Source organism: Escherichia sp. WS3063 (assembly GCF_046486595.1).
Taxonomy (GTDB): domain Bacteria; phylum Pseudomonadota; class Gammaproteobacteria; order Enterobacterales; family Enterobacteriaceae; genus Escherichia; species Escherichia coli.
In genome coordinates this window covers 18,007-33,840 of the sequence record NZ_JBJQKY010000028.1, presented here as the reverse complement: position 1 = coordinate 33,840, position 15,834 = coordinate 18,007, and the positions used below count along the sequence as shown (strand labels likewise).

Annotated in this window: 17 protein-coding genes; 12 read left to right on the top strand and 5 right to left on the bottom strand. The window is 44.3% G+C overall.

What is annotated here, in order from left to right:
* The first annotated feature begins 24 nt into the window (after window positions 1–24).
* The 3 genes from rpmB to mutM all read left to right on the top strand — a co-directional run bounded on the left by rpmB (window position 25) and on the right by mutM (window position 1,356).
* Window positions 25–261, top strand: coding sequence for a 50S ribosomal protein L28 (gene rpmB / locus ACJHYW_RS20800; RefSeq protein ID WP_000091955.1), 237 nt, complete (start codon window positions 25–27; stop codon window positions 259–261).
* A gap of 20 nt (window positions 262–281) precedes the next feature.
* Complete coding sequence (gene rpmG, locus ACJHYW_RS20795; protein WP_001051798.1) at window positions 282–449, top strand: 50S ribosomal protein L33; 168 nt, start codon at window positions 282–284, stop codon at window positions 447–449.
* Window positions 450–546: 97 nt separating this feature from the next.
* Window positions 547–1,356, top strand: a complete 810-nt coding sequence (gene mutM / locus ACJHYW_RS20790) for a bifunctional DNA-formamidopyrimidine glycosylase/DNA-(apurinic or apyrimidinic site) lyase (protein ID WP_001114533.1) — start codon at window positions 547–549, stop codon at window positions 1,354–1,356.
* 38 nt (window positions 1,357–1,394) lie between these two features.
* Here mutM and coaD read toward each other — a convergent pair whose 3' ends face one another.
* Window positions 1,395–1,874: a pantetheine-phosphate adenylyltransferase gene (coaD, locus tag ACJHYW_RS20785; RefSeq protein ID WP_001171866.1), complete on the bottom strand. Its 480-nt coding sequence runs from the start codon at window positions 1,872–1,874 to the stop codon at window positions 1,395–1,397.
* Between the two features lie 7 nt (window positions 1,875–1,881).
* Window positions 1,882–3,159 carry a lipid IV(A) 3-deoxy-D-manno-octulosonic acid transferase gene (waaA, locus tag ACJHYW_RS20780; RefSeq protein ID WP_000891574.1) on the bottom strand — a complete coding sequence of 426 codons (1,278 nt, stop codon included), beginning with the start codon at window positions 3,157–3,159 and terminating at the stop codon, window positions 1,882–1,884.
* A 412-nt stretch (window positions 3,160–3,571) separates the two neighbouring features.
* Between waaA and rfaQ the strand changes: the two genes are divergently transcribed.
* The 9 genes from rfaQ (at window position 3,572) to ACJHYW_RS20735 (ending at window position 12,705) form a co-directional block, all read left to right on the top strand.
* On the top strand, window positions 3,572–4,630 hold the full coding sequence (rfaQ, locus tag ACJHYW_RS20775) for a lipopolysaccharide core heptosyltransferase RfaQ (RefSeq protein ID WP_000360395.1): 1,059 nt from the start codon (window positions 3,572–3,574) through the stop codon (window positions 4,628–4,630).
* Window positions 4,627–5,751, top strand: coding sequence for a glycosyltransferase family 4 protein (locus tag ACJHYW_RS20770; RefSeq protein ID WP_000634259.1), 1,125 nt, complete (start codon window positions 4,627–4,629; stop codon window positions 5,749–5,751). Before rfaQ ends, ACJHYW_RS20770 begins: the two co-directional genes overlap by 4 nt.
* Window positions 5,744–6,541 (top strand): lipopolysaccharide core heptose(I) kinase RfaP, encoded by a 798-nt coding sequence (rfaP, locus tag ACJHYW_RS20765; protein ID WP_001361563.1) that lies wholly within the window; start codon window positions 5,744–5,746, stop codon window positions 6,539–6,541. The genes ACJHYW_RS20770 and rfaP overlap by 8 nt, the downstream gene beginning before the upstream one ends.
* A gap of 15 nt (window positions 6,542–6,556) precedes the next feature.
* Window positions 6,557–7,573: a lipopolysaccharide 3-alpha-galactosyltransferase gene (waaO, locus tag ACJHYW_RS20760; RefSeq protein WP_001272756.1), complete on the top strand. Its 1,017-nt coding sequence runs from the start codon at window positions 6,557–6,559 to the stop codon at window positions 7,571–7,573.
* Between the two features lie 16 nt (window positions 7,574–7,589).
* Window positions 7,590–8,585 (top strand): glycosyltransferase family 8 protein, encoded by a 996-nt coding sequence (locus ACJHYW_RS20755; RefSeq protein ID WP_001001734.1) that lies wholly within the window; start codon window positions 7,590–7,592, stop codon window positions 8,583–8,585.
* Between the two features lie 9 nt (window positions 8,586–8,594).
* The gene (gene rfaY, locus ACJHYW_RS20750) at window positions 8,595–9,287 is read left to right on the top strand and encodes a lipopolysaccharide core heptose(II) kinase RfaY (protein WP_000633097.1); all 693 of its coding nucleotides are present in this window, start codon (window positions 8,595–8,597) and stop codon (window positions 9,285–9,287) included.
* 25 nt (window positions 9,288–9,312) lie between these two features.
* Window positions 9,313–10,341 (top strand): UDP-galactose--(galactosyl) LPS alpha1,2-galactosyltransferase, encoded by a 1,029-nt coding sequence (locus ACJHYW_RS20745; protein WP_000364801.1) that lies wholly within the window; start codon window positions 9,313–9,315, stop codon window positions 10,339–10,341.
* A gap of 81 nt (window positions 10,342–10,422) precedes the next feature.
* Window positions 10,423–11,406, top strand: coding sequence for a glycosyltransferase family 2 protein (locus tag ACJHYW_RS20740; protein ID WP_000064000.1), 984 nt, complete (start codon window positions 10,423–10,425; stop codon window positions 11,404–11,406).
* A gap of 45 nt (window positions 11,407–11,451) precedes the next feature.
* Window positions 11,452–12,705, top strand: coding sequence for an O-antigen ligase family protein (locus ACJHYW_RS20735; protein WP_001361564.1), 1,254 nt, complete (start codon window positions 11,452–11,454; stop codon window positions 12,703–12,705).
* A gap of 69 nt (window positions 12,706–12,774) precedes the next feature.
* Here the strand turns inward: ACJHYW_RS20735 and rfaC are convergent, their stop codons facing one another.
* The 3 genes from rfaC to rfaD are packed head-to-tail and all read right to left on the bottom strand — an operon-like array spanning window position 12,775 to window position 15,747.
* The gene (rfaC, locus tag ACJHYW_RS20730) at window positions 12,775–13,755 is read right to left on the bottom strand and encodes a lipopolysaccharide heptosyltransferase RfaC (protein WP_001264590.1); all 981 of its coding nucleotides are present in this window, start codon (window positions 13,753–13,755) and stop codon (window positions 12,775–12,777) included.
* A 3-nt stretch (window positions 13,756–13,758) separates the two neighbouring features.
* Complete coding sequence (gene rfaF / locus ACJHYW_RS20725) at window positions 13,759–14,805, bottom strand: ADP-heptose--LPS heptosyltransferase RfaF (protein ID WP_000699228.1); 1,047 nt, start codon at window positions 14,803–14,805, stop codon at window positions 13,759–13,761.
* Window positions 14,806–14,814: 9 nt separating this feature from the next.
* Window positions 14,815–15,747 (bottom strand): ADP-glyceromanno-heptose 6-epimerase, encoded by a 933-nt coding sequence (gene rfaD / locus ACJHYW_RS20720; protein WP_000587750.1) that lies wholly within the window; start codon window positions 15,745–15,747, stop codon window positions 14,815–14,817.
* Between the last annotated feature and the right edge of the window lie 87 nt (window positions 15,748–15,834).

Here is a 15,834-nt window from a genome sequence, read left to right as displayed (position 1 = left end):
TAATTTGATTTTTGGAGAATAGACATGTCCCGAGTCTGCCAAGTTACTGGCAAGCGTCCGGTGACCGGTAACAACCGTTCCCACGCACTGAACGCGACTAAACGCCGTTTCCTGCCGAATCTGCACTCTCACCGTTTCTGGGTTGAGAGCGAGAAGCGTTTTGTCACCCTGCGCGTATCTGCTAAAGGTATGCGTGTAATCGATAAAAAAGGCATCGATACAGTTCTGGCTGAACTGCGTGCCCGTGGCGAAAAGTACTAAGTACTTAGAGGAAATAAATCATGGCTAAAGGTATTCGTGAGAAAATCAAGCTGGTTTCTTCTGCTGGTACTGGTCACTTCTATACCACTACGAAGAACAAACGTACTAAGCCGGAAAAACTGGAACTGAAAAAATTCGATCCAGTTGTTCGCCAGCACGTGATCTACAAAGAAGCGAAAATCAAATAATTCTCGCTTTGATGTAACGAAAAACCTCGCTCCGGCGGGGTTTTTTGTTATCTGCTTGCCCCCATATTGACTGCATCTGTTCATTCCTGGAGATGCTATGCCTGAATTACCCGAAGTTGAAACCAGCCGTCGCGGCATAGAACCGCATCTCGTTGGTGCAACCATTCTTCATGCGGTGGTGCGCAACGGACGCTTGCGCTGGCCGGTTTCAGAAGAGATCTACCGTTTAAGCGACCAACCAGTGCTTAGCGTGCAGCGCCGGGCTAAATATCTGCTGCTGGAGCTGCCTGAGGGCTGGATTATCATTCATTTGGGGATGTCTGGCAGCCTGCGCATCCTTCCAGAAGAACTTCCCCCTGAAAAGCATGACCATGTGGATTTGGTGATGAGCAACGGCAAAGTGCTGCGCTACACCGATCCGCGCCGCTTTGGTGCCTGGCTATGGACCAAAGAGCTGGAAGGGCACAACGTTCTGGCCCATCTTGGACCGGAGCCGCTTAGTGACGATTTCAACGGTGAGTACCTGCATCAGAAGTGCGCGAAGAAAAAAACGGCGATTAAACCGTGGCTGATGGATAACAAGCTGGTGGTAGGGGTAGGGAATATCTATGCCAGCGAATCTCTGTTTGCGGCGGGGATCCATCCGGATCGGCTGGCGTCATCACTGTCGCTGGCAGAGTGTGAATTGTTAGCTCGGGTGATTAAAGCGGTGTTGCTGCGTTCGATTGAGCAGGGTGGTACAACGCTGAAAGATTTTCTGCAAAGTGATGGTAAACCGGGCTATTTCGCGCAGGAATTGCAGGTTTACGGGCGAAAAGGCGAGCCGTGTCGGGTGTGCGGTACGCCGATTGTGGCGACTAAACATGCGCAGCGGGCAACGTTTTATTGTCGGCAGTGCCAGAAGTAATTGATGCGAGCCGGATGGCATACCATCCGGCATAAACGCTACGCTAACTTCGCCATCAGCGCCTGATGGACATTCTCCGGCAGGAAATGGGTGACATCGCCCTGATGGCGCGCCACCTCTTTCACCAACGATGAAGAGATAAACGACCACTCTTTCGACGGCATCAGAAACACACTTTCCAGTTCCGGCATTAAGTGGCGATTCATATGCGCCAGCTGCATTTCATATTCAAAATCCGCCACCGCACGCAGGCCACGAATCAGCACCGTAGCGTGTTGATTACGGGCGAAGTTCGCCATCAAATCACTAAACCCGACCACTTCCACGTTCCCCAGATGCGCGGTTGCCTGCTGTGCCAGCGCCACACGCTCTTCCAGGGTAAACATCGGTTTTTTACTGGGACTAGCGGCAATCGCCAGAATAACGTGATCGAACATTTGCGTGGCGCGCGTCACGATATCGATATGACCATTGGTAATGGGATCGAAAGTACCCGGATAAATCGCCCGTTTTTGCATAACAACCTCAATGCGTTTTCGGTGGCAGGTAAGGTTCCAGCAGTTGAAGCAGACGCTGTAGTGCGCCCTGGTTTTGATACAGCACTTCAACGGCATGACGGCCATAGAAACTACGGTAATCGGCGTCGGTGAGTAAAGAGGAAACCTCTTTTGCAAGCGTAGTGGCATCGGTAACGGTAATCAGCCCGCTTGCCTGCTCCAGCCGCGCGCAAATGTCTTTAAAGTTAAACGTATGCGGCCCCATCAATACCGGAATAGCGTGTGCGGCCGCTTCCAGCGGATTATGCCCACCACGTTCAACCAGTGAACCGCCAACAAAGGCGAGATCGGCAATGCCGTACAGTAACATCAACTCGCCCATCGTATCGCCAACCACAACCTGCGTGCTGGTGGAGGGGACTTCCCCTGAAGATCGTGTGATATAGCTTAGTCCAGCCTGGCGGACAAGGTTAATCGCATCCGGGAAGCGTTCCGGATGACGGGGTACCAGGATGAGCAATAAATTCGGGAATTGCTGTAACAATGCCTGATGTGCGGCGATCACCACACTCTCTTCGCCTTCGTGAGTGCTGGTGGCAATCCATACCGGGCGGTGTGGTGCCCACTGGCGGCGCAGCGTCACTGCTTTAGCAGCCAGTTGCGGCGTTACAGAAATATCGAATTTCAGGCTACCGGTGACGGTCACCTGATTATTTTTTGCGCCCAGTGATACAAAACGTGCACCATCTTCTTCATTTTGCGCAGCAATCAGCGTAATACGACGCAGCAAGCGACGGACGAATTTACCCAGTTTGGCATAACCTGCGGCCGAGCGGGCAGAGAGTCTCGCGTTAGCGATCACCAGCGGAATTTTACGTTTATGTAGCGCCGCAATCAGGTTAGGCCATAGTTCGGTTTCCATAATCAACACCAGTTTAGGGTCGACTTTATTCAGGAAACGATTAAGCGCATCGGGCAGGTCGTACGGCAGATAAACGTGCTGAACATCCTTCCCGAAAGCCGATTGTACGCGCTCCGAACCGGTTGGCGTCATGGTTGTAACGGTAATCGGTAAATCAGGATAACGATGGCGCAGCGCGCGCACCAACGGGATCGCCGCCAGAGTTTCACCGACGGAGACGGAGTGCAGCATAATGCCGCCTGGTTTTAGCGGATGGCGGTAAAAACCGTAACGTTCACCCCAGCGTTTTCGATAGGCCGGAGCCTTACGTCCGCGCACCCAGAGCCGTATCCAGATCAGCGGCTGAATAAGGTAGAGAAGGGCGGTGTAAAGCAATTCGAGCATAGTAAATAGCTGACTTATGGATGTGCTGGGGATTCTATGTATTTAGCTGTGGCTTTACCATTACTTTTCCCGTTTTTGACTTAAATAGCAATTTACCCGCCAATTCTTGCTGAACATCTATACTTTTTTTGTATTTTTATGCGATTCATTGATTTCTGCAGTACGTGCAGGAAGGAATCGCAGAGCAACAGTAAAAGAATATGGTTGCTAATGATTTTATTTGATTGATTTCTTTATTGAAAATCAACAATGTGCTTAAAAATCATTCGGGTCGGATTGCCGCGAAAGAAGTGATACACTAGCGCGTCAATATCAGTGCGGTATCAGTATTCAGGTAGCTGTTGAGCCTGGGGCGGTAGCGTGCTTTTTCTGCTTCACCTTAATCGGATAATCTCAACAAAAAGAGTTACTTGTGGATAAGCCATTTCGAAGAATTTTGCTCATTAAGATGCGTTTTCATGGGGATATGTTATTAACTACTCCCGTCATTAGTTCGCTGAAAAAAAATTACCCTGACGCAAAAATCGATGTGCTGCTTTATCAGGACACCATCCCGATCCTGTCTGAAAATCCAGAGATTAACGCGCTCTACGGCATAAAAAATAAAAAAGCAAAAGCCTCAGAAAAAATTGCCAACTTTTTCCATCTCATCAAGATATTACGTGCCAATAAGTATGACCTTATCGTTAATCTTACCGATCAATGGATGGTTGCTATACTGGTTCGCTTATTAAATGCCCGTGTGAAAATTTCCCAGGATTATCATCATCGGCAGTCTGCTTTTTGGCGTAATAGTTTCACTCATTTGGTGCCGTTGCAGGGTGGAAATGTGGTGGAAAGTAACTTATCCGTGCTGACGCCATTGGGACTTGAATCGTTGGTGAAGCAGACAACCATGAGTTACCCGCCTGCAAGCTGGAAACGTATGCGTCGCGAACTTGATCACGCTGGTGTTGGACAAAATTATGTGGTTATCCAACCTACGGCGCGGCAAATCTTCAAATGCTGGGACAACGCCAAGTTTTCCGCTGTGATTGATGCCTTACATGCTCGTGGTTATGAAGTCGTTCTGACGTCCGGCCCAGATAAAGACGATCTGGCCTGCGTCAATGAAATTGCGCAGGGATGCCAGACGCCACCAGTAACGGCGCTGGCCGGAAAGGTGACCTTCCCGGAACTTGGTGCGTTAATCGATCATGCGCAGCTGTTTATTGGCGTTGATTCCGCACCGGCGCATATTGCCGCTGCAGTTAATACGCCGCTGATATCGCTGTTTGGTGCGACAGACCATATTTTCTGGCGTCCCTGGTCAAATAACATGATTCAATTCTGGGCGGGAGATTACCGGGAAATGCCAACGCGCGATCAGCGTGACCGAAATGAGATGTATCTTTCGGTTATTCCGGCGGCAGATGTCATTGCAGCTGTCGATAAATTACTTCCCTCCTCCACGACAGGTACGTCGTTATGATCGTTGCTTTTTGTTTATATAAATATTTTCCCTTTGGCGGTTTGCAGCGCGATTTTATGCGCATTGCTCAGACAGTTGCCGCCCGAGGTCATCATGTTCGGGTTTATACCCAGTCGTGGGAAGGCGAATGCCCTGATGTATTTGAACTGATCAAAGTGCCGGTTAAATCGCATACCAATCACGGGCGCAATGCGGAATATTTTGCCTGGGTGCAAAAACATTTACGTGAACACCCCGTCGATAGAGTCGTTGGATTTAATAAAATGCCGGGGCTGGACGTTTATTATGCCGCTGATGTTTGTTATGCCGAGAAAGTAGCGCAGGAGAAAGGCTTTTTCTATCGCCTGACGTCACGTTATCGCCATTATGCCGCCTTTGAGCGGGCAACCTTCGAACAGGGCAAGCCGACACAGCTGCTGATGCTGACAGATAAGCAAATCGCCGATTTCCAGAAACATTATCAGACTGAGGCGGAGCGTTTTCATATTCTGCCACCGGGGATTTATCCTGATCGTAAATATAGCCAGCAACCAGCGAATAGCCGTGAAATCTTCCGTAAGAAGAATGGAATAACCGAACAACAATATTTATTGTTGCAGGTCGGTTCAGACTTCACGCGTAAAGGTGTCGATCGTTCCATTGAAGCACTTGCTTCGTTACCGGATTCGCTGCGCCACAACACATTACTATATGTTGTTGGGCAGGATAAACCGCGAAAATTTGAGGCGCTGGCAGAAAAACGCGGCGTGCGCAGTAATGTTCACTTCTTCTCGGGGCGCAACGATGTCTCGGAATTAATGGCGGCGGCGGATTTATTACTTCATCCTGCCTACCAGGAAGCGGCGGGAATTGTGTTGCTGGAAGCGATAACTGCAGGATTACCGGTACTAACAACAGCCGTTTGTGGCTATGCGCATTATATTGTCGACGCCAATTGCGGCGAGGCTATTGCTGAGCCATTCCGCCAGGAAACATTGAATGAGATTTTACGCAAAGCGTTAACGCAATCTTCATTGCGCCAGGCCTGGGCGGAAAATGCGCGACATTATGCTGATACACAAGATTTATACAGTCTGCCAGAGAAAGCGGCGGACATCATAACGGGTGGTCTGGATGGTTGAACTTAAAGAGCCGTTTGCCACGTTATGGCGCGGTAAAGATCCTTTTGAGGAAGTTAAAACCTTGCAGGGTGAGGTATTTCGTGAACTGGAAACTCGCCGCACTCTGCGCTTTGAAATGGCGGGCAAAAGCTATTTTCTCAAATGGCATCGCGGCACGACCCTGAAAGAGATAATCAAAAATTTACTCTCATTGCGGATGCCAATATTAGGCGCAGACCGCGAATGGAATGCGATTCATCGACTGCGGGATGTCGGCGTTGATACTATGTATGGGGTGGCATTCGGCGAAAAAGGCATTAATCCGCTGACCAGAACCTCGTTTATTATTACCGAAGATCTGACACCAACCATCAGTCTGGAAGATTACTGTGCTGACTGGGCGACCAACCCACCAGATGTTCGCGTAAAGCGTATGCTTATTAAGCGTGTCGCGACGATGGTGCGCGATATGCATGCTGCGGGCATTAACCACCGTGACTGTTATATCTGTCATTTCCTGCTGCACTTGCCTTTTTCCGGTAAGGAAGAGGAGTTAAAAATTTCAGTAATTGACCTGCACCGGGCGCAGCTTCGCACGCGCGTTCCACGTCGTTGGCGCGATAAAGATCTTATTGGACTTTATTTTTCTTCGATGAATATTGGCCTGACTCAACGGGATATCTGGCGGTTTATGAAAGTGTATTTTGTCGCCCCGCTTAAAGACATTCTCAAGCAGGAACAAGGGCTGCTGTCGCAAGCAGAAGAAAAAGCCACAAAAATCAGGGAAAGAACGATTCGAAAATCGTTGTAATTTCCGGAGAGAAATATGAGTGCCCACTATTTTAATCCACAAGAGATGATCAATAAGACAATCATCTTCGATGAAAGGCCAGAGGCGTCAGTGGCATCATCATTCCATGTTGCTTATGGCATTGATCAGAACTTTCTTTTTGGTTGTGGTGTTTCAATCACGTCAGTTTTGTTACATAACAACGACGTGAGTTTTGTCTTCCACGTTTTTATTGATGATATCCCTGACGCCGATATCCAGCGTTTATCCCAATTGGCGAAAAGCTATCATACCTGTATCCAGATCCATCTGGTAAATTGTGAACGGCTTAAGGTATTACCGACGACCAAAAATTGGTCTATTGCCATGTATTTCCGTTTTGTAATTGCAGATTACTTTATTGATCAACAAGATAAGATCCTGTACCTGGATGCTGATATCGCCTGTCAGGGAACCTTAAAACCGCTGATAACAATGGATCTTGCCAATAGCGTTGCTGCTGTTGTTACTGAACGCGATGCTAACTGGTGGTCGTTACGGGCTCAAAGTCTGCAGTGTAATGAACTTGAAAAGGGTTACTTTAATTCAGGTGTCCTGTTAATTAATACACCTGCGTGGGCGCAGGAGTCCGTTTCTGCTAAAGCGATGTCGATGCTTGCTGATAAAGCCGTCGTTTCCCGTTTAACCTATATGGATCAAGATATACTAAATCTTATCCTGTTAGGGAAAGTTAAATTCATTGATGCTAAATACAATACGCAATTTAGTTTAAATTATGAATTAAAAAAATCATTTATTTGTCCAATTAATGATGAAACCGTATTAATTCATTATGTCGGCCCGACAAAACCCTGGCATTACTGGGCCGGTTATCCAAGCGCGCAGCCATTTATCAAAGCCAAAGAAGCATCGCCCTGGAAAAATGAACAGTTAATGCGGCCAATTAACTCAAATTATGCTCGTTATTGCGCCAAGCATAATTTTAAACAAAATAAACCAATTAACGGGATAATGAATTATATTTATTATTTTTATTTAAAGATAATAAAATGACATTGAGAAAAGTTAAATGAATGAATTTATAAAAGAACGGTTTTCGTATTTAGCAGATAATAAAAAAGAAAACGTCCCAGAGCTAAATGTTTCCTACGGTATCGATAAGAATTTTTTGTATGGTGCTGGCGTTTCAATTTCTTCCGTTTTGATTAATAATTCAGATATTAATTTTGTCTTTCATGTTTTCACTGATTATGTGGATGATGATTATTTAAAGTCATTTAATGAAACAGCAAAACAATTTAATACCTCAATTATTGTATATTTAATTGACCCAAAATACTTTGCTGATCTGCCGACGTCACAGTTTTGGTCGTACGCGACATACTTCAGGGTATTGTCCTTTGAATATCTGAGTGAAAGTATTTCCACACTGCTGTATCTGGATGCCGATGTCGTTTGTAAAGGAAGTCTGAAACCTCTCACAAAAATTATATTTAAAGATGAGTTTGCTGCGGTTATTCCTGACAATGATAGTACTCAGGCGGCATGTGCAAAACGTCTTAACATTCCCGAAATGAATGGACGTTATTTCAATGCAGGCGTTATCTATGTCAATCTTAAAAAATGGCATGAAGCAAATTTGACACCGTATTTACTCACGCTTTTACGAGGGGAAACTAAATATGGCTCTCTTAAATATTTAGATCAGGATGCGTTGAATATCGCATTTAATATGAATAATATCTACCTCGCGAAGGATTTTGATACTATTTATACCCTGAAAAACGAACTTCATGATCGTAGTCATCGAAAGTATCAGCAAACCATTACCGATAAAACAGTATTGATTCACTATACAGGGATAACTAAACCATGGCATAGCTGGGCTGGATATCCGTCTGCATCATACTTTAATATCGCGCGTGAACAATCTCCCTGGAAGAAATATCCTCTTAAAGAGGCGCGGACTGTTGCAGAAATGCAGAAACAATATAAGCATCTGTTTGCCCATGGTGAGTATATAAAAGGCATAACTTCATTAATTAAGTACAAGCTTAAGAAATAAATTACTCTTATGATTACAAGTATACGTTACCGCGGCTTCTCATTTTATTACAAAAATAATGATAATAAATATAAAGAAATCTTTGATGAAATACTGGCCTATAATTTTAAAACAGTAAAAGTATTACGTAATATTGATGATACCAAAGTATCGTTGATTGATACGAAATATGGTCGCTATGTTTTTAAAGTCTTTGCTCCGAAAACGAAAAGGAATGAACGTTTTTTAAAATCTTTTGTAAAAGGTGACTACTATCAGAATTTGATCGTTGAAACCGATCGTGTCAGAAGTGCAGGTCTTACTTTTCCTAATGATTTTTATTTTCTGGCTGAGCGTAAAATTTTCAATTATGCCAGTGTTTTTATCATGCTTATCGAGTATGTCGAGGGCGTAGAGCTCAATGATATGCCGATTATTCCAGAAGATGTTAAAGCAGAAATTAAGGCTTCAATGGAAAAATTGCATGCCTTAAATATGCTATCGGGCGACCCACACCGGGGTAACTTTATCGTTAGTAAAGATGGTGTCAGGATAATTGACCTATCCGGTAAAAGCTGTACGGCAGAGCGTAAAGCTCGTGATCGTCTGGCCATGGAACGTCACCTGGGTATTGCCAACGAAATAAAAGATTATGGCTACTATTCAGTAATCTACAGAACCAAACTACGCAAATTTATTAAAAAATTAAAAGGCAAAGCGTAAACCACACAGTCAAAACGGAACCAACATGGATTTATTAGCTGAGAGTATTACTGAAGTCGCTGTCTCTGGGGAAATTGCTAACACCGATCGTGTGTTAAATATCGCTTACGGTATTGACCGCAACTTTTTATTTGGTGCAGCAGTATCTATGCAATCAGTTGTTATGCATAACCCGGATCTTGCGGTTAAGTTTCATCTCTTTACTGACTACATTGATGAAGATTATCTACAACGTGTTAATGCTTTTACCAGCAAAAATGCTAACGTTGAAGTAAGAATTTATAAAGTATCCAGTGCCTTTATTGATATCTTCCCCAGCCTGAAACAGTGGTCTTATGCAACATTCTTCCGTTTAGTTGCGTTCCAGTATCTGAGTGAAACTATTGAAAATCTGTTATATATCGATGCTGATGTCATCTGTAAAGGCTCATTAGCTGGATTGCTTGATATTAATTTTGATGGCGATAAATTCGCAGCTGTTATTAAAGATGTGCCTTTTATGCAGGAAAAACCAGCGAAGCGTCTGGCTATAGAGGGGCTTCCAGGGAATTATTTCAACGCCGGTGTAGTATATCTGCAGCTTGAAGCGTGGGCGAAAAATGATTTTATGAATAAAGCCATTGCTATGCTGGCAAGTGACCCGCAGCACACGAAGTATAAATGCCTTGATCAGGATATTTTAAATATTCTGTTCTTTGGTCATTGTATTTTTATTAGCGGCGATTATGATTGCTTTTATGGCATTGACTATGAGTTAAAAAATAAAAGCGATGAAGATTATAAAAAGACCATTACCGATGATACTAAGCTGATTCATTATGTTGGCGTAACGAAGCCCTGGAACGACTGGACGAATTATCCCTGCCAGAAGTATTTTAATGAGGCTTATCAGGCTTCTTGCTGGAATGATGTGGCGTTTATTCCAGCCACGAATGAAAAGCAGTATCAAGTGAAATACCAACATGCAAAGAAAAATGGTGATACGTTTAACGCTTTTATTTACTTCATTAAATTCAAATTAAATAAGTATAAAAGAAAACTATTTAGGCAATAATAAAAATTATGGATGTCTAAGTTACAATAATAATTAAGGATGAGTCCTATCATATTTTATTAGTTCAGGCAAGAGAACACGATGAGCAATGATTACCCTTTAGTATCCATAATAATACCGACGTATAATTCATCTGATTACATTACTGAAACTCTAACGAAATTAGAAAAACAAACTTACCCAAATTTTGAAATTGTTATTGTTAATGATGGTTCTAAAGATAACACATCAAATGTTTTGAGAGAGTATGGGTTAACCCACTCTCGATTAATTATTATCAATAAAGAAAATGGCGGTGTTTCGTCTGCCAGGAATACAGGTATCCGCAAGGCGCAAGGACAGTTTATATGTTTTATGGATGATGATGATGAGATAGATCCTAACTATCTGCTGAAGATGTATTCCAGACAACATGAGACGGGAGGGGATGCGATTTATTGTGGGCTTTATGGACATCATATAAAAAATGGTGTTACTTACTCACCTATAAATACAGATTTTAATGAAGGGTCTTTACTTTTCGATTTTTTTTATAAAAAGGTCAGATTCCATATAGGGTGCTTGTTTATAAGAAAACAACTCCTGGAAGATAATAATCTTTTTTTTGATGAAGATTTACGACTAGGAGAAGATCTGGATTTTATCTATCGACTGCTAATTACATGCGATATGTATGCGGTTCCATATTATATGTATAAGCATAACTATAGAGAAAATTCCCTAATGAACTCATGTAGAACCATCACTCATTATCGACATGAGTCATTTGCGCACGAAAGAATCTACTCTTCTGTGATGCAGTTATACAAAGGTAACCGGAAAGAAGAAATTCATACATTATTGAGTAAAAATAGAACTTATCATAAAACTCGTTATTTATGGAATGTTCTACTTAATGGCGATTTTGAATTATTAAATCAATTAGTTGAAAGCAATGAAAAAGAATTGAAAGATTGTAATCTTCTTGGCAAGAGAGATAAGAGGCGAGCAAAAATATTAGCATCAAAAAACTATATTCTCTGGAGGATGGTAAGACTGGTAAATAGAAAAAAGAATAAACGTTAGGTCTTGCATTAAATAACCCATCCTCGTAGCATAGGTTGAAATTATATGTCGTTTTGTTGGAAAGAAATTAACTCTGGTGTCAAGTCTTTAATTCTCATATTATGTATGTTGTCTTTAATGACTTTGTCTTTGTGGGATGATGTTGCAACAAAGTTTCTTCATGCAGCTGGAATTATATCTGCATTATATTTTCTAGCGACAGCAAAAAAAACAATAACTAATAATCCTACTTTGTTAATTTTTATCTCATTATGTCTTTTGGGTATCGTTAATATCATCTGGTATTCACATTATAAAGTTTCAGGCTCGGTTTATACCAATGCATATCGTGGCCCAATGGAAACTGGAAAAATTGCCTTGTGTAGTGCTTTTATTTTCTTAGTTCTTTTTGCTAAAGATGAGATGAGAACAAAAATAAAATTTGGGAAACTAATTCTGTTCGCATCCCTGGCAACGCAGTTACTTTTTTTTGCGCATGCCATGTGGCAACATTTCTATTTAAACGTAGACCGTGTTGCATTATCAGCTTCCCACGCTACAACAGCAGGCTACATCATCCTTTTCCCTTCTTTACTGGCATCAATTCTCATTTTAAAATGCGACTTTAGACATAAAACAACATTATATACAATTAACTTCATGCTTAGCTTATGTGCTGTCATAGTAACTGAAACGCGTGCAGCCATATTAGTGTTTCCATTCTTTGCGTTACTATTAATCGTAATGGATAGTTATATTAATAAGCGAATTAATTATAAGTTATATTGTTTTATTGCGATTGCATTATTAGCAGGTGTGTTTTCTTTTAAAGATACATTGCTTATGAGAATGAATGACTTAAATAACGATTTAGTTAATTATTCGCATGATAACACCAGAACTTCAGTCGGTGCCCGTCTGGCAATGTATGAAGTTGGTTTAAAAACATATTCTCCAATAGGACAATCACTGGAAAAACGCGCGGAAAAAATACATGAACTAGAAGAGAAAGAGCCTAGATTAAGTGGCGCTTTACCCTTTGTAGATTCTCATTTGCATAACGATCTCATAGATACGTTATCAACGCGTGGTATTCCTGGAGTAGTATTAACAATTTTAGCCTTTTCAGCAATATTCATATATGCCTTAAGAACTGCTAAAGAACCTTATATTTTAATCTTGCTTTTTTCACTACTGGTAGTAGGCCTAAGTGATGTAATACTCTTTTCTAAACCGGTTCCGACTGCTGTGTTTGTCACCATAATATTGCTTTGTGCTTATTTTAAAGCACAATCGGACCAATGTTTATTAGATAAGTAATGAATATGTGAAATAAAATCAGCAAGGAAGCTGATTTTATTTCAAAATTATCTATTAAAGAGTTGTAATTTAAATCATGGCAGCTTTTTCAGCGTTTTCTTCAATGAATTGCTTAACAGCATTTGCTGTCAATTGAGACAACTCATTCCCCGGAGCCCTACAAACCATCTGATTCTTCCCATACCCGCCAATTAATCCCGGATCGGTAGGTCCATAAACCGTGATATTGGGTCTATCCAGTGCCGCCGTTAAATGGCTTAACCCCGTATCCACCGACACTACAAATTTAGCTCCGGCCAGCACGCGGGCAACGCCTTCCAGACTCATCTTCGGCAATACTTCAACATAAGCAAATCCTTCCGCCAGTCGTTTCGCCCGTTCTTCCTCATGCGGCGCGCCCCACGGAAGTTTAATCCGTATTCCTGAATCAGCCAGTAAACCAATCAATTCTCGCCAGTGTTCTTCCGGCCAGTGTTTATCATCACGGGTCGTCGCATGAAGAAATACGGCATATTCGCCAGCATCTGTAGGCCGGTTCGTCAGGAAATGCTGTGCGATAGCATAATCGCCCTGGGTTTGCGGTTTGCTATAGCCCAGACTTTTGGCAAACAGTTCGCGGGTGCGTTCTACGGCGTGCTGCTGTTTTGCAATATGATGCTTACGATTGTAAAACAGGCTGGCTAAAGGTTCGCGAGCGGTTTGCCAGTCCATGCCATGCTTTACGCCATGCGCCAGACGCGTCACCAGCGCCGCGCTTTTTACCAGCCCCTGAGCATCGATAACTGCGTCATAGTTCTCTGCTTGTAGCGCTTCACGAAACGCTTTGCGTTCAGCTTTTATGGGGGCCGAGAACCAGGCTTTACGCCAGCGACGTATTGCCACAGGAATAACTCGCTCAACGGCAGCGTGCCAGGAAGGAATCTGTGCGAACCCTTCTTCCACCACCCAGTCAAACTTAATTCCTGGGATTGCCTGCTGGGCATCAGTGAGTGCGGGCAACGTATGGAGAACATCGCCCATCGACGATGTTTTAACGATCAAAACCCGCATCCGTCAGGCTTCCTCTTGTAACAATAGCGCGTTGAGTTCTTCCAGTACGCGCTGGGGAGTAATGTCGATCAAGCTCTGGTGATAACCCTCCGCAGCGTCACCTTTACGCACTTTGTGATAGCCGGTAATCAGGCGGATCACGCGCGCTTTATGGGATAGCGGCGGTGTGAAGTCTGGGCTACTCGGACCATACAGGGCAACCAGCGGACGATTGAGCGCCGCCGCAACGTGCATCAGGCCAGAATCGTTAGTGACAATGGCTTTACAGGCTGCAATCAGGATAACCGCTTGATCAAGCTGTGTTTCCCCCGCCAGGTTACGACACCATGCCTGCTGCTCGGTATTCAAAGCGGCAAGAATCTCATTGCCCGCTTCATGATCTTTCGCCGAGCCAAACAGAACCACCTGATAACCTTCATCAATCAGCTGCTTTGCCAGCTCCGCATAGTGGTAGTGTGGCCAGCGTTTTGCCGGACCAAACTCCGCTCCGGGGCAAAAGCCAATCATCGGACGTTCTGATGAGAGCGAAAACTGATTACAGGTATATGATTTTTCACCTTCGCTCACCTGCAACTGCGGCCATAACAATGGCTGCGGCAGATCTTGTGCTGTACGCATAATGCCTTTGTCATAGGCCAGCGCGACATAGCGTTCCACCATTAGCGGCCAGGCTTCTTTATCGAGCACGCGTACATCGTTGAGTAAACCGTAGCGCATCTCGCCGCGCCAGCCGGTGCGATGAGGAATACCTGCGAAGAAAGGCACTAATGCGGATTTGAAGGAGTTAGGTAAGACGTAGGCGCGGTCGTAGCGCTTTTCACGCAGACTATGACCCAGTTTGCGGCGTTCGCCGATTTCCAGCGCTCCGTGACCGAGAGGCATAGGGATCGCTTCGTTAACTTCCGGCATCCGCGATAATAATGGACGGCACCATGCCGGTGCCATCACGTCGATTATCGCCTGGGGATAGCGCGCCTGGAGCGTGCGATAGAGACTTTGCGACATCATCATGTCGCCAACCCAAGACGGGCCGATCACCAGTATTTTCATGCAGAGCTCTTATGCGTCGCGATTCAGCCAGGCCATGTATTCCGTTACACCTTCAGCAACGGTTTTGAACGGTTTGTCGTAACCCGCCGCGCGCAGATTTGTCAGATCTGCCTGAGTGAACGCCTGATAGCGGCCTTTCAGTTTATCCGGGAACGGAATGTATTCGATCTGGCCTTTCTTGTGATAAGCAAGCGTTGCATCGGCTACCGCCTGGAAGGATTCCGCACGACCAGTACCGAGGTTGAAGATACCGGAAACGCCATTTTCCAGGAACCACAGGTTTACATCTGCCACGTCGCCTACGTAAACGAAGTCGCGTTTGAAGTTCTCGCTACCTTCGAACAGCTTCGGCGATTCACCGTTGTTAAGCTGAGTGTTGAGATGGAAAGCGACGCTCGCCATGCTGCCTTTATGGCCTTCACGCGGTCCATAAACGTTGAAATAGCGGAAGCCAACAATCTGCGAGTTGGCTTCCGGCAGGATTTGGCGAACATATTCATCAAACAGGAACTTTGAGTAACCGTAGACATTCAACGGTTTTTCGTACTCGCGGGATTCAATAAAATCGGAAGTGCGACCGCCGTAAGTGGCTGCGGAAGAAGCGTACAGGAACGGGATTTCGCGCTCCAGACAGTAGTGCAGCAGCTCTTTGGAGTATTGATAGTTGTTATCCATCATATACTTGCCGTCCCACTCGGTGGTGGAAGAGCACGCGCCTTCGTGGAAAATCGCTTCGACATCGCCGAACTCTTCGCCAGCCATAATCTGGATCAGGAAGTCTTCCTTATCCATATAGTCCGCGATATCCAGATCCACCAGGTTCACAAACTTGGTGCCGTCTTTCAGGTTGTCCACCACCAGAATATCGGTGATGCCTTTATCATTCAGGGCTTTAACGATGTTGCTGCCGATAAAGCCCGCGCCGCCGGTAACGATGATCATAACTGTAACCTTCGAATTATGGAGTCAGAGACAATCTCAGACACGAATACTTCTATCATATCACTACACGGCGTTGGCTTCAGCCAT

Excerpts from the sequence above, each read along its gene's own strand:
- waaO (WP_001272756.1), top strand. The coding sequence starts at position 6,557 with ATGAGTGCCCACTATTTTAATCCACAAGAGATGATCAATAAGACAATC.
- ACJHYW_RS20755 (WP_001001734.1), top strand. The coding sequence starts at position 7,590 with ATGAATGAATTTATAAAAGAACGGTTTTCGTATTTAGCAGATAATAAA.
- ACJHYW_RS20740 (WP_000064000.1), top strand. The coding sequence starts at position 10,423 with ATGAGCAATGATTACCCTTTAGTATCCATAATAATACCGACGTATAAT.
- rfaC (WP_001264590.1), bottom strand. The coding sequence starts at position 13,755 with ATGCGGGTTTTGATCGTTAAAACATCGTCGATGGGCGATGTTCTCCAT.
- rfaD (WP_000587750.1), bottom strand. The coding sequence starts at position 15,747 with ATGATCATCGTTACCGGCGGCGCGGGCTTTATCGGCAGCAACATCGTT.
- mutM (WP_001114533.1), top strand. The coding sequence starts at position 547 with ATGCCTGAATTACCCGAAGTTGAAACCAGCCGTCGCGGCATAGAACCG.
- rpmB (WP_000091955.1), top strand. The coding sequence starts at position 25 with ATGTCCCGAGTCTGCCAAGTTACTGGCAAGCGTCCGGTGACCGGTAAC.
- waaA (WP_000891574.1), bottom strand. The coding sequence starts at position 3,159 with ATGCTCGAATTGCTTTACACCGCCCTTCTCTACCTTATTCAGCCGCTG.
- rfaF (WP_000699228.1), bottom strand. The coding sequence starts at position 14,805 with ATGAAAATACTGGTGATCGGCCCGTCTTGGGTTGGCGACATGATGATG.
- rpmG (WP_001051798.1), top strand. The coding sequence starts at position 282 with ATGGCTAAAGGTATTCGTGAGAAAATCAAGCTGGTTTCTTCTGCTGGT.
- ACJHYW_RS20745 (WP_000364801.1), top strand. The coding sequence starts at position 9,313 with ATGGATTTATTAGCTGAGAGTATTACTGAAGTCGCTGTCTCTGGGGAA.
- coaD (WP_001171866.1), bottom strand. The coding sequence starts at position 1,874 with ATGCAAAAACGGGCGATTTATCCGGGTACTTTCGATCCCATTACCAAT.
- ACJHYW_RS20735 (WP_001361564.1), top strand. The coding sequence starts at position 11,452 with ATGTCGTTTTGTTGGAAAGAAATTAACTCTGGTGTCAAGTCTTTAATT.
- ACJHYW_RS20770 (WP_000634259.1), top strand. The coding sequence starts at position 4,627 with ATGATCGTTGCTTTTTGTTTATATAAATATTTTCCCTTTGGCGGTTTG.
- rfaY (WP_000633097.1), top strand. The coding sequence starts at position 8,595 with ATGATTACAAGTATACGTTACCGCGGCTTCTCATTTTATTACAAAAAT.
- rfaP (WP_001361563.1), top strand. The coding sequence starts at position 5,744 with ATGGTTGAACTTAAAGAGCCGTTTGCCACGTTATGGCGCGGTAAAGAT.